The 24,434-nt window shown below is 65.4% G+C and carries 20 protein-coding genes; 15 read left to right on the plus strand and 5 right to left on the minus strand.

What is annotated here, in order from left to right; genetic code table 11:
* Positions 1 to 6 precede the first annotated feature (6 nt).
* The 3 genes from NUU27_RS00335 to NUU27_RS00345 all read left to right on the plus strand — a co-directional run bounded on the left by NUU27_RS00335 (position 7) and on the right by NUU27_RS00345 (position 2,805).
* Complete coding sequence (locus NUU27_RS00335) at positions 7 to 1,083, plus strand: saccharopine dehydrogenase family protein (protein ID WP_257760035.1); 1,077 nt, start codon at positions 7 to 9, stop codon at positions 1,081 to 1,083.
* Between the two features lie 113 nt (positions 1,084 to 1,196).
* Positions 1,197 to 1,913, plus strand: a complete 717-nt coding sequence (locus NUU27_RS00340; RefSeq protein ID WP_257760036.1) for a CBS domain-containing protein — start codon at positions 1,197 to 1,199, stop codon at positions 1,911 to 1,913.
* A complete protein-coding gene (locus NUU27_RS00345; RefSeq protein ID WP_257760037.1) occupies positions 1,885 to 2,805 on the plus strand; it encodes a 1-phosphofructokinase family hexose kinase in 921 nt (306 codons plus the stop codon). Before NUU27_RS00340 ends, NUU27_RS00345 begins: the two co-directional genes overlap by 29 nt.
* Before the next feature lie 21 nt (positions 2,806 to 2,826).
* Here the strand turns inward: NUU27_RS00345 and NUU27_RS00350 are convergent, their stop codons facing one another.
* Positions 2,827 to 3,507 (minus strand): Crp/Fnr family transcriptional regulator, encoded by a 681-nt coding sequence (locus NUU27_RS00350; protein ID WP_257760038.1) that lies wholly within the window; start codon positions 3,505 to 3,507, stop codon positions 2,827 to 2,829.
* Between the two features lie 581 nt (positions 3,508 to 4,088).
* Between NUU27_RS00350 and NUU27_RS00355 the strand changes: the two genes are divergently transcribed.
* Positions 4,089 to 4,301 carry a hypothetical protein gene (locus tag NUU27_RS00355; protein WP_257760039.1) on the plus strand — a complete coding sequence of 71 codons (213 nt, stop codon included), beginning with the start codon at positions 4,089 to 4,091 and terminating at the stop codon, positions 4,299 to 4,301.
* 132 nt (positions 4,302 to 4,433) lie between these two features.
* Here the strand turns inward: NUU27_RS00355 and NUU27_RS00360 are convergent, their stop codons facing one another.
* Together NUU27_RS00360 and NUU27_RS00365 are read right to left on the minus strand one after the other, a co-directional pair.
* Positions 4,434 to 4,823, minus strand: coding sequence for a phasin family protein (locus tag NUU27_RS00360; protein WP_257760040.1), 390 nt, complete (start codon positions 4,821 to 4,823; stop codon positions 4,434 to 4,436).
* Positions 4,824 to 4,963: 140 nt separating this feature from the next.
* Positions 4,964 to 5,800, minus strand: coding sequence for a universal stress protein (locus NUU27_RS00365; protein ID WP_257760041.1), 837 nt, complete (start codon positions 5,798 to 5,800; stop codon positions 4,964 to 4,966).
* A 416-nt stretch (positions 5,801 to 6,216) separates the two neighbouring features.
* On the opposite strand from NUU27_RS00365, the gene NUU27_RS00370 reads away from it, so the two are divergent.
* From NUU27_RS00370 to cysG, 9 genes are all read left to right on the plus strand, one after another.
* The gene (locus NUU27_RS00370) at positions 6,217 to 6,825 is read left to right on the plus strand and encodes an ANTAR domain-containing response regulator (RefSeq protein WP_257760042.1); all 609 of its coding nucleotides are present in this window, start codon (positions 6,217 to 6,219) and stop codon (positions 6,823 to 6,825) included.
* Positions 6,815 to 8,035 (plus strand): CmpA/NrtA family ABC transporter substrate-binding protein, encoded by a 1,221-nt coding sequence (locus NUU27_RS00375; protein WP_257760043.1) that lies wholly within the window; start codon positions 6,815 to 6,817, stop codon positions 8,033 to 8,035. The genes NUU27_RS00370 and NUU27_RS00375 overlap by 11 nt, the downstream gene beginning before the upstream one ends.
* Before the next feature lie 408 nt (positions 8,036 to 8,443).
* Positions 8,444 to 9,793: a CmpA/NrtA family ABC transporter substrate-binding protein gene (locus NUU27_RS00380; protein WP_257760213.1), complete on the plus strand. Its 1,350-nt coding sequence runs from the start codon at positions 8,444 to 8,446 to the stop codon at positions 9,791 to 9,793.
* Between the two features lie 65 nt (positions 9,794 to 9,858).
* Positions 9,859 to 10,944, plus strand: a complete 1,086-nt coding sequence (locus tag NUU27_RS00385) for an ABC transporter permease (protein ID WP_257760044.1) — start codon at positions 9,859 to 9,861, stop codon at positions 10,942 to 10,944.
* A 9-nt stretch (positions 10,945 to 10,953) separates the two neighbouring features.
* Positions 10,954 to 12,717: an ABC transporter ATP-binding protein gene (locus tag NUU27_RS00390; RefSeq protein WP_257760045.1), complete on the plus strand. Its 1,764-nt coding sequence runs from the start codon at positions 10,954 to 10,956 to the stop codon at positions 12,715 to 12,717.
* Between the two features lie 5 nt (positions 12,718 to 12,722).
* Positions 12,723 to 15,173: a nitrite reductase large subunit NirB gene (gene nirB, locus NUU27_RS00395; protein WP_257760046.1), complete on the plus strand. Its 2,451-nt coding sequence runs from the start codon at positions 12,723 to 12,725 to the stop codon at positions 15,171 to 15,173.
* Complete coding sequence (gene nirD / locus NUU27_RS00400) at positions 15,173 to 15,511, plus strand: nitrite reductase small subunit NirD (protein WP_257760047.1); 339 nt, start codon at positions 15,173 to 15,175, stop codon at positions 15,509 to 15,511. The genes nirB and nirD overlap by 1 nt, the downstream gene beginning before the upstream one ends.
* A 2-nt stretch (positions 15,512 to 15,513) precedes the next feature.
* Entirely contained in the window at positions 15,514 to 18,192 is a 2,679-nt protein-coding gene (locus tag NUU27_RS00405; RefSeq protein WP_257760048.1) for a nitrate reductase, read from the plus strand.
* Positions 18,164 to 19,639, plus strand: coding sequence for a siroheme synthase CysG (gene cysG, locus NUU27_RS00410; protein WP_257760049.1), 1,476 nt, complete (start codon positions 18,164 to 18,166; stop codon positions 19,637 to 19,639). The genes NUU27_RS00405 and cysG overlap by 29 nt, the downstream gene beginning before the upstream one ends.
* On the opposite strand, the gene NUU27_RS00415 is transcribed toward cysG, so the two are convergent.
* Positions 19,616 to 21,121 (minus strand): mannitol dehydrogenase family protein, encoded by a 1,506-nt coding sequence (locus tag NUU27_RS00415; protein ID WP_257760050.1) that lies wholly within the window; start codon positions 21,119 to 21,121, stop codon positions 19,616 to 19,618. The genes cysG and NUU27_RS00415 overlap by 24 nt on opposite strands.
* Positions 21,118 to 22,335 (minus strand): mannonate dehydratase, encoded by a 1,218-nt coding sequence (gene uxuA / locus NUU27_RS00420; protein WP_257760051.1) that lies wholly within the window; start codon positions 22,333 to 22,335, stop codon positions 21,118 to 21,120. Before uxuA ends, NUU27_RS00415 begins: the two co-directional genes overlap by 4 nt.
* A 211-nt stretch (positions 22,336 to 22,546) precedes the next feature.
* Here uxuA and NUU27_RS00425 point away from each other — a divergent pair, with 211 nt between their 5' ends.
* Both NUU27_RS00425 and NUU27_RS00430 read left to right on the plus strand, forming a co-directional pair.
* Positions 22,547 to 23,245 (plus strand): GntR family transcriptional regulator, encoded by a 699-nt coding sequence (locus tag NUU27_RS00425; RefSeq protein WP_257760052.1) that lies wholly within the window; start codon positions 22,547 to 22,549, stop codon positions 23,243 to 23,245.
* Between the two features lie 34 nt (positions 23,246 to 23,279).
* Positions 23,280 to 24,257: a TRAP transporter substrate-binding protein gene (locus NUU27_RS00430; RefSeq protein ID WP_257760053.1), complete on the plus strand. Its 978-nt coding sequence runs from the start codon at positions 23,280 to 23,282 to the stop codon at positions 24,255 to 24,257.
* The last annotated feature ends 177 nt before the right edge of the window (positions 24,258 to 24,434 follow it).

The following is a 24,434-nucleotide window of genomic DNA, read 5'->3' on the forward strand; positions in this document are numbered from 1 at the left end:
GTGTCCATGCATCCGCTCAAAATCTCGATCCTCGGGGCCGGCAAGGTCGGCAGCGCCCTGGCGGGGGCGCTTGCCGGGCGGCCGAAATTCGCCGTCGAGGTCATCGACTGCTCGGAGGACGCCATCGACCGGCTGCGCGCTCTGAACCTGCCAGTCGCCGCCCGGTCCTATGGGCATCGCGACGAGCTGCCCTCGCTGCTCGCGGGCCGCGACGTGACGGTGGCGGCGGTGCCGGAAGCGGCGGCCATCGAGATTGCCGCGGCGGCCGTTCAGGCCGGATCGCATTATCTCGATTTCTCGCCCGCCCGGCCGCGCACGCGCGAGGTCCTCGCGCCGCTTGCCGAGCACCGGGCCGTGATGACCGGATGCGGCGTTTCGCCGGGTTTCATCGACAATGTGGCCGGCGACCTCCTGGAAACGGTCTCCTCCGTCAGCGACCTGACGATCCGCGTCGGGGCGATCCCCCGTTTCCCGACCAACCGGCTGGGCTATGGGCAGATATGGAATGTCGACAGCCTCATCGATGAATACACGCTGCCGAGCGCTGCCGTCCGCGACGGTCGGTCCGTCAGCCTGGCGCCGCTCGAGGAGTATGAGCAGATCCGCATCGACGGTGTCGCCTATGAGGGGTTCGTCACCTCCGGCGGGCTCGAGACCCTGGCGACGCTGGCCGATGCGGGGCCGCGCAACATCACCTTCAAGACGCTGCGCTATCCCGGCCATCTCGACTACATGCGCTTCCTGCTCGACGATCTCGGCCTCCGGCACCGGCGCGACATGCTGCGCTCCCTGCTGATGAACGGCCTGCCGCAGATCGACGACGACCTGCTCCTGCTGGCGGTGACCGCCAAGGGGAGCCGGGAGCACAGGCCGAGCGAGAAGACGCTGGTTTACAGTTTCCGTCCGCTCGGCGAAAACAACCCGTTCAACGCCCTGAATTCGGTGGCTGCGGGCTATGCGGCAAGTCTGTTGTCGATGCTGCAATCGGGCGCCATCGCGCAGTCCGGCTTCATCGCTCACCACCGTTTCCGCGCTTCGGAACTGCTGAGCGGAGAGTTCCTGAACCCGCTTTTGAAGAACTGACCCGCGGACGGAGCGACCTCCGATTTCCATCGAGGCACCGGATCGTTGAGGCAGATCAACGCGCCGCGCCCAGTTGTGCTATCGTTTCCCATAAGAACCATGTGGAGCGGACCATGCGGGCAAAGGATGTCATGACACGCGAACTGGTGACGGTCACGCCGGCCCACGGCGTGCGCCACGCGACACAGATCATGCTGGACAAGGATGTCAGCGGGCTTCTCGTGGTGAACGACGATCACGCTCTGGTCGGCATCATCAGCGAAGGCGATCTTCTGCGCCGGACGGAGCTGGTCGTTCCGGCGATGTTCGAACCGGACTCGGCGGATCCGGCTTCCCTCGAACATCTCGAGGCCTACATCAAGGGATGCAGCTGGCGCGTCGGCGACGTGATGACGCGCGATGTCGTCACCGTCGATGAGGGTGCGCCGATCGGTCATCTGGCCGCGCTGATGAACGAGAAGGGCATCAAGCGGGTGCCCGTGCTTCACGAAGGCAAGCTTGTCGGCGTGGTGAGCCGCAGCGACCTGATGCGGATCATCGCCGATTACAGATCGCCGAAGATTGCCGCCGGCGACGAAGCCATTGAGCGCGCCGTGCGGGCGCGGATCGAGGATGTCCTGGGAGCAAGGGCGGCCTCCGTGACGGTCGCCGTATCGGGCGGCATCGTCCGTCTTTCCGGCCGGGTCGGAACCGGCGTGGAGCGGACCGCCGCGCGGGTTGCATCAGAAGGCGTCCCGGGCGTCGACGGGGTCACGAATCTCCTGCGCCTTGGAGACGAAGCCTCCGCAAAGGGAGAGGCCGGTGGCGAACGTCCTGACGATCGCCCTTAATCCCGCCGTCGACTTTTCCAGCCGGACGCAGACCGTCCGGCCGACGAGAAAGACGCGGGTGTCCGGCATGCGCTGCGATCCCGGCGGGGGCGGGATCAATGTGGCGCGCGTCATCAGCCGCTTGGGCGGTGAAGCCGAAACGCTGGTCCTCGCCGGCGGTGAGATCGGCGCGATCCTCGGCCGCCTCATCCGTGAGGAGGGAATCGCCTGCCACGCCATGGCGATCGCCGGACAAACGCGGATCGGTTTCACCGTCTTCGAGGAAAGCACGGGGCTGGAATACCGGTTCGTGCCCGAGGGACCGGCCATCGGCGAGAACGAACTGGAGCCCTGCCTCGACCTCATCGACACCCATGAGGCCGGTTTCGTCGTCGCCAGCGGCAGCCTGCCTGCCGGTGTTCCCGATGATACCTACGCGACGATGGCTGAACGCGCCGCCGCACGTGGCGCGAAATTCGTCCTCGACACATCAGGGATAGGGCTGAAGACCGTCCTGGAGAAGACGCGCGTCTATCTCGTCAAGCCGAGCAGAGGCGAGCTCGAGCAGTATGTCGGGCGCAGGCTCGATGAAGAGGGCATCCGGCAGGCAGCGGTGGCGATCGTTGAACGCGGAGCGGCCGAGCTGGTCGCCGTCACCATGGGAGACGACGGCGCGCTGCTTGCGAGCACGGCTGGCGTGCTCCGCTTGCCCGCCGTTCATGTGCGAGTCCGCTCGGCGGTTGGAGCGGGAGACAGCTTTCTGGGGGCGATGATCTGGGCGCTGGCTGAGGGCCGGGAAACCGAACGGGCCTTCCGGCTGGGGGTCGCCGCCGGCGCTGCCGCCGTCATGACGCCCGGCACCGAATTGTGCCGCCGCGAAGACGTGCTGTCGCTGGCACAACGTGTCGGTTGAGCCTCAGGTCCATTGGGCCTTTCAGTGAGCGCCATACATCGCGGAGGGGAGCGGATCGGCACTGATCGCCAGCTCTTCGCGCCCGGACATCTTCACCATCCGCTTCTCGTCCACAATTTCGAAGTGCCGTGTGTCGAGCATCCGGATCACGTTCTTGCGCGCCATGGTCTGGATGGTCCGGCTGATCGTCTCGACGGTGGTGCCGAGATAGGCGGCCATGTCGCGGCGGCTGATGGGGATCTCGACATACATCCGCGCCCAGCCGATATCCGCTTCGCGGCAGGAATCCTTGAAGCGGCGATGGAGGATCAGGAGAAAACTCGCCACCCGCTCCGCCACGGTCTGGCAGCCAAGCATGAGCATCCATTCCCGGGCGGCATCGAGTTCCTCCAGAACGGTCAGGAGCATGCGGTGCTCGAGCTCTCTATGGGCGGTGAGGAGCTTTTCAAAAGCCGGTCTGGGGAAACAGCAAAGGGTGACGTCCGTCGCCGCCTCGATGGCGAAGGGCGAAAGAGGGGCAAAAACCCTGCCGAACATGTCCGGCGGCAGCAGCAGCCCGACGATCTGCTGGCGCCCGTCCGATATCGTCTTCTGCACACGCAGAACGCCGCTGACGACATTTCCCACGATCGGCATGTCCTCGCCCTCGGCGAGAATGGTCGCCCCCGCCTTGAAGGTCCGGATATGCGACAGACGCTCCATCTCCGATCGCACATGGGCATCGGCCGAGGTGCAAAACGCGCTTTGTCGAATCCCGCATTGAGCGCATTTGCCCTGTGACTCGACATTCGACCCAATCGTCATCTTCAGCCTCCGCTTGGCTGTCACGGTCAAACCCGAAAGGCCAGCCGCCACAAAAGGACCTCTCACGACTATATCCGGCCGCGAAAGGCACACCAAGGGCCACACCCGGCACGAGCCCTTTCCCGTCGGTGAAAAAATCCTACGCACCAACAGCGGCCGATCCTTGCGTTGGATCAAATCGCAAGGAGACGGCGTGCGTTCCCGGCGCGTGTTTGACCCGTGTCAAGGCGACCCACGGCCAACTGTTCCATCTTTTTGTGAAGTCAGCGCAACAGCGATCCTCGAAATGTCCGGACCTTTCTTCACAGCACAGAACGCGATGAAGGTGTCTCGCGCTACAGCATTTTGCAGCCGGGCGGCTTCCCTTTGCGTCCACATGAACGCGGAAAACAGGGAGACTGAGCGTCGTTGGTGCACCCAAAAGGATGCGCGGCGCTTCAGGGGCGAGGGGCAAGACGCGTCGATTTGCGGTGATCAACATGCCCGGCCGTGAGGAACGCTGGAATGAGATCGGCAGCGCTCCGTTCGACCGGGATATCGAGCTCGCCGTCATCAACGAGGATGGCGAGAACGTGCTGGTGTTTCCTTGCCGGCGCGTTGCCCACGGATGGACCGACGCGAAATCGGGCCTGAGCATCGAAATCCACCCCACGCACTGGCGGGAGTGGCGGAATGGTTTCTGCTTGAAATAGCCCGTCTTTGCCACAATCCGCTTCTGCAGCAGAAACGGAAAGCCGCAAATGCGCGGCTTCCCGTTCCGTGATGAGAGGCTTTACAGCGCCGTGCGTCCGTTCGGACGCGCAAAGGTACTGTAGGTCCTGACCCTAGGCGACGGCCTTTGCCGCCATGTCCTCGTTGACCGCCTTTGTCTGCTTGCGCACTTCCTTCGCCGCATCGGAAGCCAGACCGGAACCGATCTTGACGACTTTCTCGCCCTCATTGATGTATTCCGACACCGCTTTCTGGCAGAACTCCGTGCACACGTCGAAGGCGTCGCCGTGTTCCACGCTTGCGAGCAGATCGTCGACCAGCTTCACATCCTGCTCGTAGCGGTGCCTGAGAAAAGCCAGTGCCTCGATCTGATAGCGCATGGCGGCCTTGAAGAAGTCAGCCTGCAGCCGAGCGGCCGAAAGGTAGGGCTGCTGGCCGTAGGAAAGCGACTTGAACCAGTCGCCGGTCGCGCTGGTGACGCGCTCCGTGGCAGTTTCCGTCATGTCGTAACCTCATCGCTCATGGCAATCTCGCGTGATTGCCGATCGGTTCGCATGGTTCGGGGCGCAACGCACTGCACCCACCGTCAAATATTCAGGATGCAGCTCCAATGTCATTGACGTTCGTCAATGGCGGCGCATTTTCATCGCGCGATGAATACCGGCAGGGTGGGATCGTCCGTCAGCGACACGGTGACGCCGCCGAAAATGCGTTCGCGCAAGCGCGAATGCCCGTAAGCTCCCATGATCAACATGTCGGCGGCAATATCGTTGGCGTGCACCCGCAGGACATCCGCGACGGCGTGCCCGGAGCTCGGCAGCCGGTCGATCGTCACCTTGGCCCCCTGACGGGCCAGATAGGCCGCAAGATCGGCGCCGGGCTCGGCGCCATTGCCGACATCGTCCGCCCTGGGATCGACCATCGTTATGTGGACATCGCCCGCGCCGGCGATGAACGGCATCGCCTCATGCACGGCCCGCGACGCTTCCAGGCTTGAATCCCAGGCGATGAGGATGGTCGTCGGCGCCAGCGTCGCCATGGAAGCGTGCGGGACGAGCAGGGCCGGCTTCTGCGCCTCGAAGAAGAGCCCGTCCAGGACCATCTTCTTGAGGGAGTCCGAGGCGCAGAGATCGGGGCCGATCAGCGCCAAATCCGCATACCGGGCGCGCACGCCGATTGCATTGTCTGCCACGGCACGCTCCGTGTAGGCAGAATCGACCTCCGCCGACACATCGCTGCCGGCGAGGAGGTCCGTCACCTCGGCAACGCGCTGCTTCAACCTGCGAATATCCTCTTCGCGCTCCTCGGCCCATGTCTCGGAAACGGCGGCCGCGTATTCGCCGACCGGCGGCGGGGCGGCGAGCGACAGAACGAAGACCGCGAGATGGGCGTCGTTTTCCCGGCAGAGGTCGACAGCCAGCTTGATGTCCTGATCGGACTGATCGACGCCGACCGGACTAAGAATGGTCCTGAGTGCCATGGTTGCCTCCTTCGGCATGCGCGTGTGCTCGTATGAAGCTAGTGCGTCCGTGCGAGGGCGGCTTTGCGTTGGATCAACACATCGATCCGGGTCTTGCGACAGTCGCTCCGCCTTCCCGCTTCCCGTCGCGTCCGTGCCGGCGAGCCGCTGAACTGGTAACTCCAGGAGAGCGACAAGGTTGCGCGAATGAGGTGTCCGCGATGTTCGTTGACGGGCAGCATGCAGCGGCTGCATGCTTGCGGATCGGGTGATGCGGCCGTCCCTGCGAGGGCTGCCGAAAATGCCCGGCCCGGTCCGGGTCTCTTGACCAGACGCCGAAACATCGTGAATTGTGCACTGCAAAAGCGAAGGCCGAGGTCGGATTTCATGCGGACGCATCACTGATGGTCGGGTGTTGACCCGTGGGCAAGACAGGCATGCCACCAACCCCTCTGGCTATCCTCGTCCTCGACGAGAACCACATTCGTTCGTCCATCATCGAGGCGGGCCTGCGGGAGGCCGGGCACGACAACGTCACCATCCTGCACGACGTCGAGGGGATCGCGCGCAAGGTTGCCGAGATCAACCCCGACGTCATCGTGATCGATCTTGAGAACCCGAACAGGGACATGCTCGAGAACATGTTTCAATTCACGCGCGCCGTCAGGCGTCCGATCGCCATGTTCGTCGATCGGTCGGACCAGGCGGCGATCGAAGCGGCTGTCGATGCGGGGGTCTCCGCCTATGTCGTCGACGGTCTGCGGCAGGAGCGCGTCAAGCCGATCGTCGATATGGCGGTCAGCCGCTTCAACGCCTTTTCCCGCCTCTCGCGCGAGCTGGAGGAGGCCAGAAGCGAGCTTGAGGGCCGCAAGGTGATCGATCGGGCCAAAGGCATCCTGATGCGGTCGCGCGGCATCTCAGAGGAAGAGGCCTACGCGTTGTTGCGCAAGACCGCGATGAACCAGAACCGCAAGATCGCCGAAGTGGCGCAGAGCCTCGTCATGAGCGCAGACCTTCTTGCTCCGGGAGACCGACATGAGCCGTGAGACCATTACCGCCGGTTTCATCCCGCTGCTCGACGCCGCCATAATGGTCGTCGCCAGGGAGCAGGGCTTCGCCGATGAAGAGGGACTCGAACTGGCTCTGGTGCGCGAAACATCCTGGGCCAACATCCGCGACCGCCTCGCGATAGGGCATTTCCAGGTTGCGCATATGCTGGCGCCGATGCCCATCGCCTTCAATCTGGGGCTGACGCCGCTTCCCGCTCCGACCATCGTGCCGATGGCCCTCGGACTGGGCGGCAACGCGGTGACCGTGTCCGGGGAACTGTGGCGCAACCTTGAGGCAGAGGGGGCGTCCGCCGACCTCGATCCCAGATCCGCCGGCGAGGCGTTGCGGCGCGTCGTCGCCCGCCGCCGTTCCGCGGGCAGGCCGCTGCTGCGGTTCGCCGTTGTGCATCCGCATTCAGGGCACAATTACGAACTGCGCTACTGGATGGCCGCCTGCGGCATCGATCCCGACGTTGAGATCGACATGGTGATCGTGCCGCCGCCGCTGATGGCCGATGCGTTGGAAAACGGCAGCATCGACGGCTTCTGTGTCGGTGAGCCTTGGAACACGGCCGCGGTGAAGGCGGGGCACGGGCGGATACTGACCGCGAAGGCGGCGATCTGGCGTTCGAGCCCGGAGAAGGTGCTGGGCGTCTCGGCTGGCTGGGGCGAGGCGCGGCCGGATACGCTGGCGGCTCTTCTGCGCGCGATGTATCGGGCCGCCCAGTGGTGCGCCGATGCCGGCAACCGTTCGGACCTCGCCGCGATGCTGGCTGAGCCCGGCTATGTCGGCCGCCCGTCCGAATGGATGCTGCCGGCCCTGTCGGGAGACCTGCAGATCGCCGGTGATGCCGTGACCCGGGTCGAGGACTTCTTCCTGCCGTTTGCGAAGGCGGCCACCTTTCCGTGGAAGAGCCACGCGCTCTGGTTCTACAGCCAGATGGCGCGGTGGGGGCAGGTGGAGCACACGCCGGCACATCTCGCGACCGCCAGCGGGACCTATCGTCCGGATCTGTATCGCCTGGCCCTCAAGCCGCTCGGCGCGGCCTTGCCCGGCGCCAACGCCAAGGTGGAGGGCGCTTTGCGCACCGCGACGCCGGTCGGCTCCGCCGGCGCCAGCCTGACGCTCGGCCCCGATGGCTTCTTCGACGAGAGCCTGTTCGATCCGGATCAGATCGACGCCTACATCGCCGCGCAAGCCCGCTGAAAACGCGCTGATTCATCTTTAGGCAGAATTGTGCGTTGCACAAAGAATGGGCGATTGTGCGGGCGGATGATGATTGTTTGGTCATCGTCCAACGACGGCCGGTTTGGCGGGCCGTCCGGTAACTGCAGAAAATAACTGATGTTTTCAGGATTTCGCGAACTTGGCACGCTTCATGCTTTGTTGGGCATGAGGCCTTAGGGCCCACAAAATTCGCGTCCAATGGCGGGCGCTCCAGGCAAGGCTGCCAGACAGGTCTGTCCGCGCTCCGACGGCGCTGGCGATCCTGTCGGCAGCCTTTTTCTTTGGACACGTTTCACGCAACCAGGGCCGCTCCTCCCGCCGGCCCGCAAGGAGACCGCAATGAACAGGAACCCGGTGATCCCAGGAACGAAGCGCCTTCTGCTCGGTATGGCCCTGGCCATGATCTCCCTGGCGCCCGCTGCCCAGGCCGAGATGCTGGACGTCGAAAAGGACGAGCTCACCTTCGGTTTCATCAAGCTCACCGACATGGCCCCGCTCGCCGTCGCCAAGGAGCTTGGCTATTTCGAGGACGAGGGCCTCTACGTGACCCTCGAGCCGCAGGCGAACTGGAAGGTGCTCCTCGACCGGGTGATCACCGGGGAGCTGGACGGAGCCCATATGCTGGCGGGGCAGCCGCTTGCCGCCACGATCGGCTTTGGCACGAAGGCGCACATCGTCACGCCGTTCTCCATGGACCTGAACGGCAACGGCATCACTGTCTCCAACGAAGTGTGGGAGATGATGAAGGAGAACGTGCCGGTCGAGGCCGGCAAGCCGGTCCATCCCATCAAGGCCGATGCGCTGAAGCCGGTGGTCGAGAAGTTCAAGGCCGAAGGCAAGCCCTTCAACATGGGGATGGTCTTCCCGGTCTCCACGCACAATTACGAATTGCGCTACTGGCTGGCCTCCGGGGGCATACATCCCGGCTTCTACTCGCCGACCGACGTCTCCGGCCAGATCAAGGCCGACGCGCTCCTGTCCGTCACCCCGCCGCCGCAGATGCCGGCGACGCTCGAGGCCGGCACGATCTACGGCTACAGCGTTGGCGAGCCCTGGAACCAGCAGGCCGTCTTCAAGGGCATCGGCGTGCCCGTCATCACCGACTACGAAATCTGGAAGAACAATCCGGAGAAGGTGTTCGGCATGACGGCGGAGTTCGTGGAGGCAAATCCGAACACCACGCTCGCCATCACCAAGGCGCTGATCCGTGCCGCCAAGTGGCTTGACGAGAACGACAACGCGAACCGGATGGAAGCCGTCGAGATGCTGTCGCGCTCCGAATATGTGGGCGCGGACGCGGAGGTGATCGCCAACTCGATGACCGGGACCTTCGAGTATGAGAAGGGCGACCAGCGGCCGGTGCCCGACTTCAACGTCTTCTACCGCTACTACGCCACCTACCCCTATTATTCGGACGCGGTCTGGTATCTCACCCAGATGCGCCGTTGGGGGCAGATCGCCGAAAGCAAGCCGGATGGCTGGTACGACGAGGTGGCCCGCTCCGTCTACCGTCCCGACGTCTATCTCAAGGCCGCGCGGCTTCTAGTCGACGAGGGCCTCGCGGATGAAGCGGATTTCCCCTGGGACGCGGACGGTTATCGTGAGCCGACGCCGGCTGCCGACGTCATCGACGGCATCGGCTACGACGGCCGCAAGCCCAACGAATACATCGATTCCCTGCCGATCGGATTGAAGTCGAACGAGACCATCGACGGCAACGAAGTCGTGGGCGGTTGAGGCCGAAAGAGCCTCGCTGACGGCTGGCGAGGCCCTCACGTCCGCAGCAAGTCAAAGGAACAGACATGACCGACACCAGCGATGCATTCGACGCAGGCCGTGCCGACCGCCAGGCCAGGAAGGAACGCGTCTTTGCACGGATCAACCGGGCGGCCGGCTGGCTCGACGCCCTCGGGCTCTCCTGGGTCACGCCGCTGCTCAGGATCGCGGCCGGCGACAACCCGTCCGAGCAGATGGAGGAACTGAAGCGGGCGCTGTTCATCCCGCTTCTCGGCATCGGCTTCTTCCTCCTCGCCTGGGGCGCTCTGGCCCCGCAGGTGCAAACCTCGCTCGGAGCCATCCCGGGGCCCGTGCAGGTGTGGGGGGAGGCCGTCAATCTGTGGCACGATCATCTGGGCGAACGCGCCAAGGCCGACGCCTTCTACGAACGCCAGGAAGAGCGCAACGCAAAGCTTGCCGCGGAAGGCAAGGCCGACCGCGTCAAGTGGCGTGACTATACCGGCCGCCCGACCTATCTCGACCAGATCGGCACGTCGCTGATCACCGTGGGGCTCGGCTTCGTGATCGCCACGCTCTTGGCGGTGCCACTGGGGATCGCCATGGGACTCTCCAGAACGGTCAACGGCGCCATCAACCCGCTGATCCAGATCTTCAAGCCCGTGTCGCCGCTCGCCTGGTTGCCGATCGTCACCATGGTCGTGTCGGCGCTCTATGTAAACACGGCGGACTGGCTGCCCAAATCGCTTCTCATCTCGGCCGTGACGGTGACGCTGTGCTCGCTCTGGCCGACGCTCATAAACACCGCGCTCGGCGTTTCCTCCGTCGACAAAGACCTGATGAATGTCGGCCGCGTCCTGCAACTGCCGACGAGCAAGACCGTGACCAAGCTCGTCCTGCCCTCGGCGCTGCCGCTCATCTTCACGGGCCTGCGGCTTTCGCTGGGCGTCGGCTGGATGGTGCTGATCGCGGCGGAAATGCTGGCGCAGAATCCGGGCCTCGGCAAGTTCGTCTGGGATGAGTTCCAGAACGGTTCGTCCCAGTCGCTGGCCAAGATCATGGTCGCGGTGCTGACCATCGGCATCATCGGCTTCCTGCTCGACCGGCTGATGTTCGCCCTGCAGCGGGCATTCACCTTCTCCGCGAACCGATAGGAGAGGGGCATGACCATTCTCGAAGTCTCTGCCCTCTCCAAGCATTATGGCGAAGGCGCCAAACGCACCCGTGTGCTCGACAAGGTGAACCTGAAAGTCAGGCAGGGCGAGTTCATCGCCATCGTCGGCTTCTCGGGCTCCGGCAAGACGACCTTGATCTCGGCGCTTGCCGGGCTGATCGAGCCCGACGAGGGCGGCGTGATCTTCAAGGGCAGGGAGATCGACGGGCCGGGCCCCGAGCGGGGCGTCGTCTTCCAGTCCTATTCGCTGATGCCCTGGCTTTCGGTGGAAGGAAACGTCCGGCTGGGCGTCGACCAGGTCTTCAAGGCTCTTGGGAGGGAGGAGCGCAGGACCATGGCGGAAAAATACATCCGCATGGTCGGCCTCGGCCACGCGACCGATCGCAAGCCGGCGGAGCTTTCCGGCGGCATGCGTCAGCGCGTGGCCGTGGCCCGCGCCTTGGCGATGCAGCCGGAGGTGCTGCTCATGGACGAGCCCCTGTCGGCGCTCGACGCCCTGACGCGCGCCAAGCTCCAGGACGAGTTCGCATCGATCTGCGAGGAGGAGAAGAAGACCATCATCCTCGTCACCAACGATGTCGACGAGGCGATCCTGCTTGCGGACCGCATCGTGCCGCTGACCCCGGGCCCGGACGCCACGCTGGGGCGGGAATTCAAGGTGGACCTGCCGCGCCCCCGCGATCGCGCCGCGATGAATTCCGACGACACCTTCATCCGGCTGCGTGCCGAGGTGACCGAATATCTGATGGAACTGGGAGCGGCGCACGGCGCCGGGGCCGAGCATGGCCCGGCGCTCCCGAACGTCGTTCCGCTGATGCCGGGCGAGAAGAAGCGCGGTTCGTCGGCGTCCGCTGGCGCCGTTGCCGCAGCCGCGGCCGACAACCCGCGCTATCTCGAGTTCAGCCGGCTGAAGAAGGTCTATCCGACGCCCAAGGGGCCTCTGACCGTCGTCGACGATTTCGATCTGAAGGTGCCGAGGGGCGAGTTCATCACGCTGATCGGCCATTCGGGCTGCGGCAAATCCACGGTCCTCTCCATGGCTGCCGGCCTCAGCAAGATCACCGAGGGGGGCATCATACTCGACGGCAAGGCGGTTTCCGGCGCCGGGCCCGACCGCGCGGTGGTGTTCCAGTCGCCTTCCTTGATGCCTTGGCTGACGGCCTTCGAGAACGTCCAGCTCGGCGTCGATCGCGTTTATCCGCATGCTTCCAGGGGCGAGCGGAAGGACATCGTCGAGTATTATCTCTCCCGGGTGGGGCTCGCCGAGGCGATGCACCGGTTGGCGCAGGACATGTCCAACGGCATGAAGCAGCGCGTCGGCATTGCCCGTGCCTTCGCGCTTTCCCCAAAGCTGCTGCTGCTCGACGAGCCCTTCGGCATGCTCGACAGCCTCACGCGCTGGGAGCTTCAGGATGTCCTGATGGAGGTCTGGCAGCGGACGAGGGTGACGACCATCTGCGTGACCCACGACGTCGACGAAGCCATCCTCCTCGCCGATCGCGTCGTCATGATGTCGAACGGGCCGAACGCGCGCATCGGCAACGTCATGGACGTCGATCTGCCACGGCCGCGCTCGCGCGCGGCCCTTCTCGCCCATCCCGATTACTACGCCTATCGCGAGGAGCTCCTGGAATTCCTGGAGGCCTATGAAGGCGGGGCAAACCCGACGGGCGAGCAACTGGAAAGCATCAAGGAAAAACGGGCGGCGCGTCTTGCAAGGCAGCACCAGGCCCGTTTGGCGGCAGCGGAGTGAATGCGATGAAGGAGAAGCTCGTCATCATCGGCAACGGCATGGCCCCCGGGCGCATGCTCGAGCACCTGTTCGAGACCGATCCCGACCGCTACGACGTGGTCATCTTCAATGCCGAGCCGCGGGTCAACTACGATCGGATCATGCTCTCGCCCGTCCTGTCCGGCGAGAAGGCCTACGAAGAGATCATTATTCACGGCGACGGCTGGTACATCGATCACGGCATCACGCTCTACAAAGGGCACAAGGTGGTCGCGATCGATCGCGAGGCCAGGACGGTGACCTCCGACCACGGTGCGGTCGAGCCCTACGACCGGCTGGTCGTCGCCACCGGCTCGGTTCCCTTCATCATCCCCGTTCCCGGCGCCGAACTGCCGGGCGTCATCTCCTATCGCGATCTCGACGACGTGCAGGCAATGCTCCTGGCGGCGCAATCGCGGGAGAAGGCGGTGGTCATCGGTGGCGGGCTTCTGGGGCTGGAAGCGGCGGCGGGCCTCAAGGCGCGCGGCATGGAGGTCACGGTCCTGCATGTCATGCCGACGCTGATGGAGCGCCAGCTCGACCCGGCAGCCGGCTACCTCCTGCAGAAGGCGGTGGAGGCGCGCGGCATCGACGTCGTCACCAAGGCCAACACCAGGAGGATCGTCGGCACCGGCAGGGTCGAGGGCGTCGAACTGGATGACGGCCGGGTCATCCCGGCGACGCTGGTCGTGATGGCGGTCGGCATCAGGCCGAATGTCGCGCTGGCGCGGGAGGCCGGGCTGGAGGTCAACCGGGGCATCGTCACCGATCCATGGATGCGGACGTCCGATCCGGCCATCATGGCGCTCGGCGAATGCGCCGAAGTCGGCGGCAACGTCTACGGCCTGGTGGCGCCGCTCTACCAGATGGCGCGCGTTGCCGCGGCCGCCCTTGCCGGCGAAGAAGGGACGGGCTTCGCTCATTCGGAGACGCCGACCAAGCTGAAGGTCACCGGCATCGACCTTTACTCCCTCGGCGACTTCGCCGACGGGGACGATCGCGAGGAGATCGTCCTGCGCGATGCGGCGGCCGGCGTCTACAAGCGGCTGGTCCTCAAGGGCAATCGTGTCATCGGCGTGGTGCTGTTCGGCGAAACCGCCGACGGCGCCTGGTTCAGCGATCTCCAGAAGCGGGGCACGGACGTTTCGGAGATGCGCGACAGCCTGATCTTCGGACAGGCCTATCAGGGGGGTGCCTCGGCGGACCCTTTGGCGGCCGTTGCAGCCTTGCCGGATGATGCGGAAATCTGCGGCTGCAACGGCGTCTGCAAGAGCCGGATCGTGACGGCGATCACCGGCAAGGGACTGACCTCGCTCGACGACGTGCGGGCTCACACCAAGGCATCGGCCTCCTGCGGGTCGTGCACCGGGCTGGTCGAGCAACTCATGAGCCTGACGCTCGGCGATGGCTATAACCCCGCCGCCGTGCAGCCCGTTTGCGGTTGCACGACGCTCGGTCACGCCGACGTGCGCCGGCTGATCCGGGCCAAGAAGCTGAAGACCATTCCGGCGGTGATGCAGGAACTGGAGTGGAAGACCTCCTGCGGCTGCGCCAAGTGCCGGCCGGCGCTGAACTATTACCTGGTCTGCGATTGGCCGCAGGACTACGCCGACGATTATCAGTCGCGCTTCATCAACGAGCGGGTGCACGCGAACATCCAGAAGGACGGGACCTATTCGGTGGTTCCGCGCATGTGGGGCGGCGTCACCTCGGCGGCGGAGCTGCGCGCCATCGCCGACGTGGTCGACATGTTCGCCATTCCGACCGTCAAGGTCACCGGCGGCCAGCGCATCGACATGCTGGGCGTGCGCAAGGAGGATCTGCCAGCCGTGTGGGCCGAGCTCGGCAAGGCCGGCTTCGTCTCGGGGCATGCCTATGCCAAGGGGCTGAGAACGGTGAAGACCTGCGTCGGCTCGGATTGGTGCCGCTTCGGCACGCAGGATTCGACCGGCCTCGGCATCCGCATCGAGAAGTTCATGTGGGGCTCCTGGACACCGGCAAAGGTCAAGATGGCGGTTTCCGGCTGCCCGCGCAATTGCGCTGAAGCGACCTGCAAGGATGTCGGCGTCATCTGCGTCGATTCGGGTTTCGAGATCCATTTCGCGGGCGCCGCCGGCCTCGACATCAAGGGCACGGAAAAGCTCGGCATGGTGAAGACCGAGGACGAGGCGCTGGAGCACATCGTCGCGCTCGTCCAGATGTACCGCGAGCAGGGCCACTATCTCGAACGCATCTACAAATGGGCGAAGCGGATCGGCCTCGACGAGGTCCGCCGGCAGATCATGGACGATGCGGACAGGCGCCGGGCCTATTTCGACCGGTTCGTCTTCAGCCAGAAATTCGCCCAGGTCGACCCGTGGTCGGAACGCGTTTCCGGTAAGGACAAGCACGAGTTCAAGCCGATGGCGAACATCGGATTTGCGGAGGCCGCCGAGTGATGACCACGTTGAAATGGACGCCCGTCGGATCGATCCACGACATCCCGCTGCGCGGCGCGCGCTGCGTTGCCACGCCCCACGGCAAGATCGGCGTCTTCCGCACGGCCGATGGCAAGGTCTTCGCGATCGAGGACCATTGCCCGCATCGAGGCGGCCCTTTGAGCCAGGGCATCGTCCATGGCGCCTCGGTGACCTGCCCCTTGCACAATTGGGTGATCTCGCTGGAAACGGGCGAGGCCCTCGGCGCCGACGAGGGGCGGGTCCGCACGATCCCGGTCAAGATCGAAGGCGAGGCGCTGTTCATCGCCCTCGACGCAGCCATCGGCAAGGCTGCCTGACGATGACGGCTGTGCAGGGCCTGCCCGAGACCAGGACGACATGCCCCTATTGCGGTGTCGGTTGCGGTGTGCTGGTCGGCACAAGCGAGGCCCGCCGCGCGGTGGTGCGGGGCGATCCCGATCATCCGGCCAATTTCGGGAAGCTCTGCTCGAAAGGAATGGCGCTGGCCGAGACGTTCGGCCTCGACGGGCGGTTGTTGGAGCCGGAAATCGGGCGCCGCAAGGCTTCCTGGGACGAGGCGCTCGAACGCGTCGCCGGCACGTTCGCCGAAACGATCGCAAGACATGGTCCCGACTCCGTGGCCTTCTATGTCTCGGGGCAATTGCTGACCGAGGATTATTACGTCGCCAACAAGCTGATGAAGGGCTTCATCGGCTCGGCCAACATCGATACGAATTCGCGCCTGTGCATGGCATCCTCGGTGGCCGGGCACAAGCGTGCCTTCGGCGAGGATGTCGTTCCCGGGCTTTACGCCGATCTGGAAGAGGCCGATCTCGTCGTTCTGGCCGGTTCCAACCTCGCTTGGTGCCATCCCATCCTGCACCGGCGCTTGATGGAAGCGCGCCGCCGGCGCGGCACGCGCATCGTCGTCATCGACCCGCGGCGCACGGCGTCCAGCTCCGACTGCGATCTGCATCTCGGCCTGCGGCCGGGGTCCGACGTGCTTCTGTTCAACGCGCTCCTTTCATATCTGGCCAAGGCGGATCTGCTCGACCACGCCTTCATCCGCGATCATACGAGCGGGATTGACGAGGCTGTGGCCCTGGCATCGGCCGATGCGGCTTCGCTCAAGGATGTGGCGGAACGTTGCGGGCTCGCGCCGGCCGATCTGGAACTGTTCTTTGAATGGTTCGGCAAGACTCGCCGGACGGTGACGGTCTACAGCCAGGGGATCAACCAGTCGGCACGCGGCACCGACAAGGTCAACGCGATCATCAATTGTCACCTTGCGACCGGGCGCATCGGCGAGCCGGGAATGGGGCCGTTCTCCGTTACGGGCCAGCCGAACGCCATGGGCGGCCGGGAGGTCGGCGGGCTCGCCAATCAGCTCGCCGCGCATATGGGCTTCGACGATCCGTCGGTGGAGCGGGTTTCCCGCTTCTGGAAGGCGCCGCGGATCGCCCGGGGCGAAGGGCTGAAGGCCGTCGACATGTTCGGTGCGGTGGCCGACGGCCGCATCAAGGCCTTGTGGATCATGGGCACCAATCCGGCCGTCAGCATGCCGGATGCGGGGCGGGTGCGCGCGGCGATAAGGGCCTGCCCGTTCGTCGTCGTTTCCGACGTGACGCGAACCGATACCACGCGCCTGGCCGATGTCCTGCTGCCGGCGCTCGGCTGGGGCGAGAAGGACGGAACCGTCACCAATTCCGAGCGCCGCATCTCTCGTCAAAGGGCGTTCCTTGCAGCGCCGGGCACGGCGCGGCCGGATTGGTGGATCATCAGCCAGGTCGCGCAGCGCATGGGCTTTGCCGATGCCTTCGGCTATGCGTCGAGTGCCGAGATCTTCCGCGAGCATGCGGCCCTTTCCGGTTTTGAGAATGACGGCGTGCGCCTGTTCGATATCGGCAGCCTGGCTTCGCTGGCCGAAGAGGCTTACGAGGCGATGGAGCCTGCGACGTGGCCACTCCCCGCAGGGCCGGCGATTCGCCGGCAGCGTTTTTTCCGCGACGGCGGTTTTGCGACGGGTGACGGGCGCGCCCGCTTCGTGCCGGTGCGCCAGGAAGGGCCGGCGCTCCTTCCGGACATCGACTTCCCGATGGTCCTGAACAGCGGCCGCATGCGTGACCAGTGGCATACGATGACACGCACGGGCCGCGTTCCGCAGTTGACCGCCAACGCGCCGGAACCGGTGCTGGACATCGAACCGCGCGACGCGGCCGGAATGGGCATCGGCGAGGGCGATCTCGTCCGCATTCAGAGCCGTTTCGGCTTTGCCAGGGCGAAGGCCCGCCTGACCGACACCCAAAAGCGCGGCGAGGTTTTCCTGCCGATGCACTGGAGCGGGTTCTTTGCGGCCAACGCCGCGGCAGGCGCGCTTTCCAATCCGGCGACGGATCCCCAGTCGGGGCAGCCCGAGCTCAAGCATGTCCCGGTCAGGCTGGTGCGCGAGGCGTGCGGCTGGGAAGGCATGTTGCTGACCCGCCGTGACATACGGCCGTCCGGATTGGTGCACTGGAGCCGCAGCGCCGTCAGCGGCGGCTGGCTCTACAGGATGACGGGAACGGAGCCGGCCGACCAGGGCATGCTCCTGGCGCGCCTGTTGCTGGACCCGCGCGGTCGGGAGCGCATGATCGAGTATACGGACCGGCACGGGCCGGCCTTCCGTGCCGCATCGACCGATGCCGAAGGAAGGCTTGCCGAGGTGCTTCTGGTTGCGCCGCCCGGAGCGCTGCCGGACCGGGACTGGCTCCTGGCGCTGTTCGCCTCCGGGGAGCCGCTCGAGCCTGCCGACAGGCAAGGCCTGCTGGCCGGGCGCCTCGCCAGAGCGCAGCCGCCGGTCGGCCGTATCATCTGCTCCTGCTTCGGTGTCGGGATCAACCAGATCACCGAGGCGGTGGCACGCGGATGCACCAGTGTCGAAGCCGTCGGAAATGCCACACGCGCCGGAACCAATTGCGGCTCATGTCTTTCCGAGATCAGGGGGATCGTTCATGCGTCTCGTCTCGACGCTGCCGAGTAAGCGGCGCCCCGCGCCGATCAAGCCGCTGTCCGTGCTGCCGGTTTTCATGAATCTCGCCGGCAGGGACGTGCTTCTGGCCGGGGGGACGCAGGCCGTCGCCTGGAAGGCCGAGCTGCTGGTGGCGGCGGGCGCCAGGGTGAAGCTCGTCGCCCCGCAGGCGGAAATGGACGAGGAGACGATGCGTCTGATCCTGGCCACCGAACGCGCAACGCTCCTTCACCACGACCGCACATGGCGGTCGTCCGATCTCGAGACCGCGGTCGTCGCCATCGCCGATGCGGCTGACGAGGAGGAGGCGCAATCTTTCGCCGCCGCCGCCCGCAGGGCTGGCGTGCCCTGCAACGTCATCGACCGGCCCGAGCACTGCTCCTTTCAGTTCGGCTCGATCGTCAATCGCTCGCCCGTCGTGGTGGGAATATCCACATCCGGTGCGGCACCGGTGCTCGGGCAGGCCGTGCGGCGGCGCATCGAAACCCTGTTGCCGCCAACGCTGGCCGCCTGGGCGGCGTTTGCCGGCCGCATGCGCGGTGTCATTTGCCGCGCCAACGCTTCGGGGGCGAGGCGGCGGGCCTTCTGGGAGGCGTTCGTCGATGCGGCCTTCGGCGCCCCGCCAGCCCCGGACGATGCGGCCGCATACCGCCTTTTGAACACGCAGGCGGCCGGTGGAGCGCCTTCTTCCGGCCGGGTGACCTTCGTCGGCGCCGGCCCCGGCGATCCCGAGCACCTGACCTTGAAGGCGGTGCGGGCGCTGCAGGCCGCGGACGTCATCCTGTTCGACGATCTCGTTTCGGATGCCGTCCTGGAGCTGGCGCGCCGCGAGGCGAAACGCATCCTCGTCGGCAAGAGGGCCGGGCGCCCGAGCTGCCGGCAGCACGAGATCAACGGGATGATGATCACGCTGGCCAGGTCGGGGCGGCATGTGGTGCGGCTCAAATCCGGCGATCCGGCGATTTTCGGGCGCGGCGGTGAGGAGATCGAGGCCCTGCAGGCGCAAGGCATTCCCTTCACCGTCGTTCCCGGTATCTCCGCCGGTCCGGCTCTGGCGGCTTCGCTCGGGATCTCGCTGACGCATCGCGATGCGGCGCGGCAGGTGCGGTTCATCACCGGGCACTCGAAGCATGGCGGCCTGCCATCCGACATCGACCTTCCGGGCATCCTTCACCCATCCGCGACGACCATCGTCTATATGGGTGGCCGGACCGCCAGAGAGCTCTCTTCCCGTCTCATCGCGCTCGGCATGGCGCCTGCGACATCGGTTGCGGTGGGCGTCGCGCTTGGTCGCCCGGAAGAGCGGCTCGGCTTCGCGACGCTCGACACGCTCGCCGCTTATGTGGAAAATGCCGGGCTGAACAATCCCATCGTGATCGGCATTGGGAAGGTCTTTCAGCAGGCCGCCGCCGCTAAGCGACCGGCGGAAGAGCCGTCATTCCGCGCCCGGCATGTTTGACGAAGGCTCCATTGCCCGGACTTCGCGACGGATGGCCTCGCCCATCGTCGTTTCGAGCATGGCCGAGAGAGCCCGCTCGACGGCGCGGCGCCACGTCTGGCTCCGTGAAAGCTCCTGCGGGAAAAGGCCGGGCAGCGCGTGGAGAGCGCCCGCGACCGCAGCGGCGTCCTTGTCGTCCACCCCGGCAAGCAGGTTCCGGATCCGCGCTTCGAGGGGATCGCGCAGGGCATAGGCGGACCCGTCATCCCGCCGGCCGAGGCAGTAGCGCATCCAGGCGGCGACCGCGAAGGCGAATGGGCGAATGTCACCGTCCTTGTCGAGCAGTTCGACGGCCGGTTTCAGCAGGCGCTGCGGCAGCTTCTCCGTGCCGTCCATGGCGATCTGGTAAGTCTCGTGCGCAATGGCCGGATTGCTGAAGCGTTCGGTCAATTGACGCGTATAGTCGCCGAAGTCGATACCGGCGAGCGGTTCGAGCGTCGCCGCTGCGGCCTGCAAATGCCGGGCGACCAGCCGGGCAAGCGCCGGCGCCGCCATGACGTCACGCACATGGGTGCAGCCGGACAGGAAACCGGCATAGGCGAGCATGGAGTGCGTTCCGTTGAGCATTCTGAGCTTCATCCGCTCGTAAGGCGCGACGTCGCTGACGAAGATCGCGCCTCCGGCCTCCCAGTGCGGCCGGCCGAGCGGAAAGTCGTCCTCGATGACCCACTGGCTGAACGGCTCGGTCTCGATCGCCGCATGGTCCTCGCAGCCGGTCAGGCGCCGCGCTTCGGCCAGCGTCTCTTCGGTCGCCGCGGGCGTGATCCGGTCCACCATGGTCGAGGGAAAGGAGACGTTCTGCCCGATCCACAGGCCGAGCTCGGCATCGATGGCATCGGCGAAGCTGACCACGCCGGCCCGCAGGAGCGCTCCGTTCTCCGGCAGATTGTCGCAGCAAAGAACCGTGAAGGGCGGAATGCCGGCCTGCCGGCGAAGGCGCAGAGCCTCGACGATCAGGCCCAGCACGCCGGCCGGGTGGCGCGGATCGGCAAGATCGGCGTCGATGGCGGGGTGTGAACGGTCGATGGTGCGTTTCGCGCGATCGATGCCGTAGGCCTTCTCCGTCACCGTCAGGCTGACGATGCGCGTCGACCGGTCGGCCATGGTCTCGAGGATCCCGGTTGTGCCTTGCGCCGCCGTCAGCACCCGGCTGATGCTGCCGATGATCCGCGCGCTCGTGCCCGTCGCACCGCGTTCGATCAGTGTGTAGAGGCCGTTCTGCGGATTGAGCGCGGCGGCAGTTGCCGTGCCGCGCAGGCTGACGCCGACGATGCGCCAGTCGCCGCCGGCCGCCGCCAGCGCGTTGTCCGTATAGGCGGCCTGATGGGCGCGATGAAATGCGCCGAGACCGAGATGGACGATGCCGCTTCCGTGCTCGTCCGGGGCAAAGGCGGGCAGACGAACCCCCGCCTTGACGTGGTCGAGCCCTGCCAGGCGTTTCATCGGGTCGCACCTGATGCCGGATGCGCCAGGGCAGTCATGATGCCGCGCAGTTCCGCAAGACCCTTGAGACGGCCGATGGCCGGGTAGCCGGGCTGCGCGCGTCTGGTCAGGTCGTCCAGGATGTCCTGGCCATGGTCGGGGCGCATGGGGATCGAGTGGTCGGCCCTGCCTTCGGCCCGCCGCATCGCCTCTTCCTTCAGCACGGCAGCCACCAGGGCAACCATGTCCGTGTCGCCGCGAAGGTGCTCGTCTTCGAAGAAGGAGCCGCGGATCGCCGTCGTGTCGCGCTTCACGTTGCGCAGGTGCAGGAAATGCACGCGCGATCCCAGGCGCTGCATCATGCCCGGCAGGTCGTTGTCCGGCCGCGCCCCGAGCGAACCGGAGCACAGGGTGATGCCGTTCGCCGGCGAGTCCACGGCTTCCATCATGAGACGGTAGTCGTCCTCGGTGGACATGATGCGCGGCAGGCCGAGGAGATCGAAGGGCGGGTCATCCGGATGGCAGCAGAGCCTGACATTGAGTTTCTCGACCACCGGAACCACCTCCTCGAGGAAGGCGATGAAGTGGGCGCGCAGCAGATCCGTATCGATCGCATCATACTCGGCGATGTGCCGGCGCACGTCATCGAGGGTGAAGTGCTCTGCCGCCCCCGGCAGCCCGAAGACGATGTTTCTGGCGAGCGTCCCGCATGCTGCCTCGTCCATGGAGGCGAAGCGTTCGGCGGCTTCCTGGACGAGGTCTTCGGGAAAGTCGTTGACGGCGTTGCGGCGCTTGAGGACGTGGATGTCGAAAACCGCGAAATCGACGTAGTCGAAGCGCATGCAGGTGGCGCCCGTCGGCCGGCGCCATGCGAGATCCGTCCGCGTCCAGTCCAGAACCGGCATGAAGTTGTAGCAGACGGTCCTGATGCCGGCATCGGCCAGATGGCCGAGGCTGACCTTGTAGTTTTCGACGTGCCGGCGCCAGTCGCCCTTCTGCTTCTTGATGTCCTCGGAGACGGGCAGGCTCTCGACCACCTCCCAGGAGAGGCCGGAAGGGCTACCATCCTTCATCGTTGCGATCTGCTGCTGCCGCTCGGCGATCTCCGACGGGCTCCACACCTCTCCGGTCGGTACATGATGCAAGGCCGAGACCACCCCCTCGACGCCCGCCTGCAGCATGTCATCGATCGAGACCAGGTCTTTGGGTCCGAACCAGCGCCACGTTTGCCTCATTCTTTCCTCGCCATTCTGTCGGCCTGATGCCGGTGGTCTTGAACCAATCTGCCATGTTGTCGGCCTGCGCCAGCCCCCGCGACAGCGGCATGGACCCTTCGTGGGACCCTTGGGGCCGACAGACGGCAGCAACGGACACAGTCGTAGCAGCAAAGCTTGCTGTTGACTAGTATGGAAGTATGGTGCAGTGTTGATGCGGGAGATGGAAGACATGCTTCAGGCAAAGCCGGATTGGATGATTGAGCAGGGTGCGCCGGTCGGGCCGCAGCTCTACCGGATTCTGCGCGAGCGCGTCATCCGCAACGATCTGCCGCCCGGCAGCCGAATTTCCGAATCCGAGATCGCGGCGGGATTTGCCGTCAGCCGCCAGCCGGTCCGCGAGGCGTTCATCAAGCTCGCCGAAGAGGGGTTGCTTGAGGTGCGCCCTCAACGCGGGACGTTCGTGCGCAAGATCTCGACGGCCGCCGTGATGGACGCCCGCTTCGTGCGTGAAGCGGTCGAGGCGGATGTCGTGAAACTCCTCGCTGAAACCCCCGATCCGGCGCTTGCCCGCGAGCTGACCGGGCAGTTGGTCGAGCAGCGCAAGGCGGTGGCCGACAAGGATGTGCATCGCTTCCTGGAATGCGATGAACGGTTTCACCGCACCTTGGCGGAAGCCGCCGGCAAGGCGCGTGCCTGGCATGTGGTGGAAGGGCTGAAATCACAGATGGACCGCGTTCGCTACATGACGGCGGCGCATTTTCCCATGCACAAGCTGATCGAGCAGCACACGGCCATAGCGCAAACCATCGCGGCCGGCGACAAGGCCGGTGCCGAAACGGCGATGCGCGGCCACCTGCGCGAGATCCTGAACGACCTGCCGGCCATTGTCGGCGACAGGCCGGAATATTTCGAAGACGCGGATCGATGAGCCGCGTCGGTGCAATCGGCAAATGGAGGATGAGATGCTGATTTTTTCGCGACTTGGAAAGACGTTGATCGCCGGCGTTGCCGCAAGCATGCTGGCCGGCTCGGCCCTGGCCGCCGAGGTGACCCTCAAGCTCGGCCACCTGGCGAACGAGGACAACATCTGGCACAAGGCGGCCGTCAAGTTCGGTGAGGAACTGAAGACGCTGACCGACGGGCGCATCGAGGTCGAGGTCTATCCGAACGAGTCGCTCGGCAAGGAGATGGATCTCATCAACGGCATGCAGCTTGGCACGGCCGACATGACGATCACCGGTGAGAGCCTGCAGAACTGGGCGCCGATGGCGGCCCTTCTGGCCGTGCCCTATGCCTACAGCTCCCTGGAGCACATGGACGAGGTCGCCGGTGGTGAAATCGGTGATCGCATCGAAGCCGAGATCGTCGAGAAGGCGCGGGTCCGCCCGGTCGCCTATTTCGCCCGCGGCCCGCGCAACCTCACCTCCAACCGGGAGATCAAGTCGCCGGACGATCTGAATGGCCTGAAGCTGCGCGTGCCGAACGTGCCGTTGTTCGTCGATGTCTGGAAGGCGCTTGGCGCAAGCCCGACGCCGATGGCCTTCTCCGAAGTCTTCACCTCGCTCCAGAACGGCACCATCGACGGGCAGGAAAACCCGCTGGCGCTGATCAAGTCCGCGAACTTCAACGAGGTGCAGAAGTTCGTCAACAAGACCGAGCACGTGCGCTCGTGGATTTATCTGGTCATCTCCGAGCTCACCTGGAGCAAACTGTCGGACGCCGACAAGGATGCGGTCATGAAGGCTGCGGCAACAACGCAGGCTTATGAGCGCGAGCTTTTCCTCGCCGACGAGGAGCGTCTGGTCGCCGAGCTGCAGGAGAAGGGCATGACCTTCGTCGACGTCGACAATGCTGCTTTCGCCGCCAAGGCGAAGGATGCGGTGCTGGCCAATGTCAACGAAGCGATCAAGCCGGTCGTCGAGGAACTCTTCGCCAACTGAGTAGTGGTGCGATCCCAACAGATGGTACCCATCTGTTGGGAAAAATCGCCCCACCAGATCAACAGCTTGTGGGCTGACTTGTCGAAACAGATGGGGACCATCTGTTTCGGTCAGACCACTAGGCATCGCGGTCGCAAGGCGCCGGGCGGCCCGTCCGGCGCCTTGCGCATCGGGGCT

Source organism: Nitratireductor sp. ZSWI3, from assembly GCF_024655565.1.
Lineage (GTDB): Bacteria > Pseudomonadota > Alphaproteobacteria > Rhizobiales > Rhizobiaceae > Nitratireductor.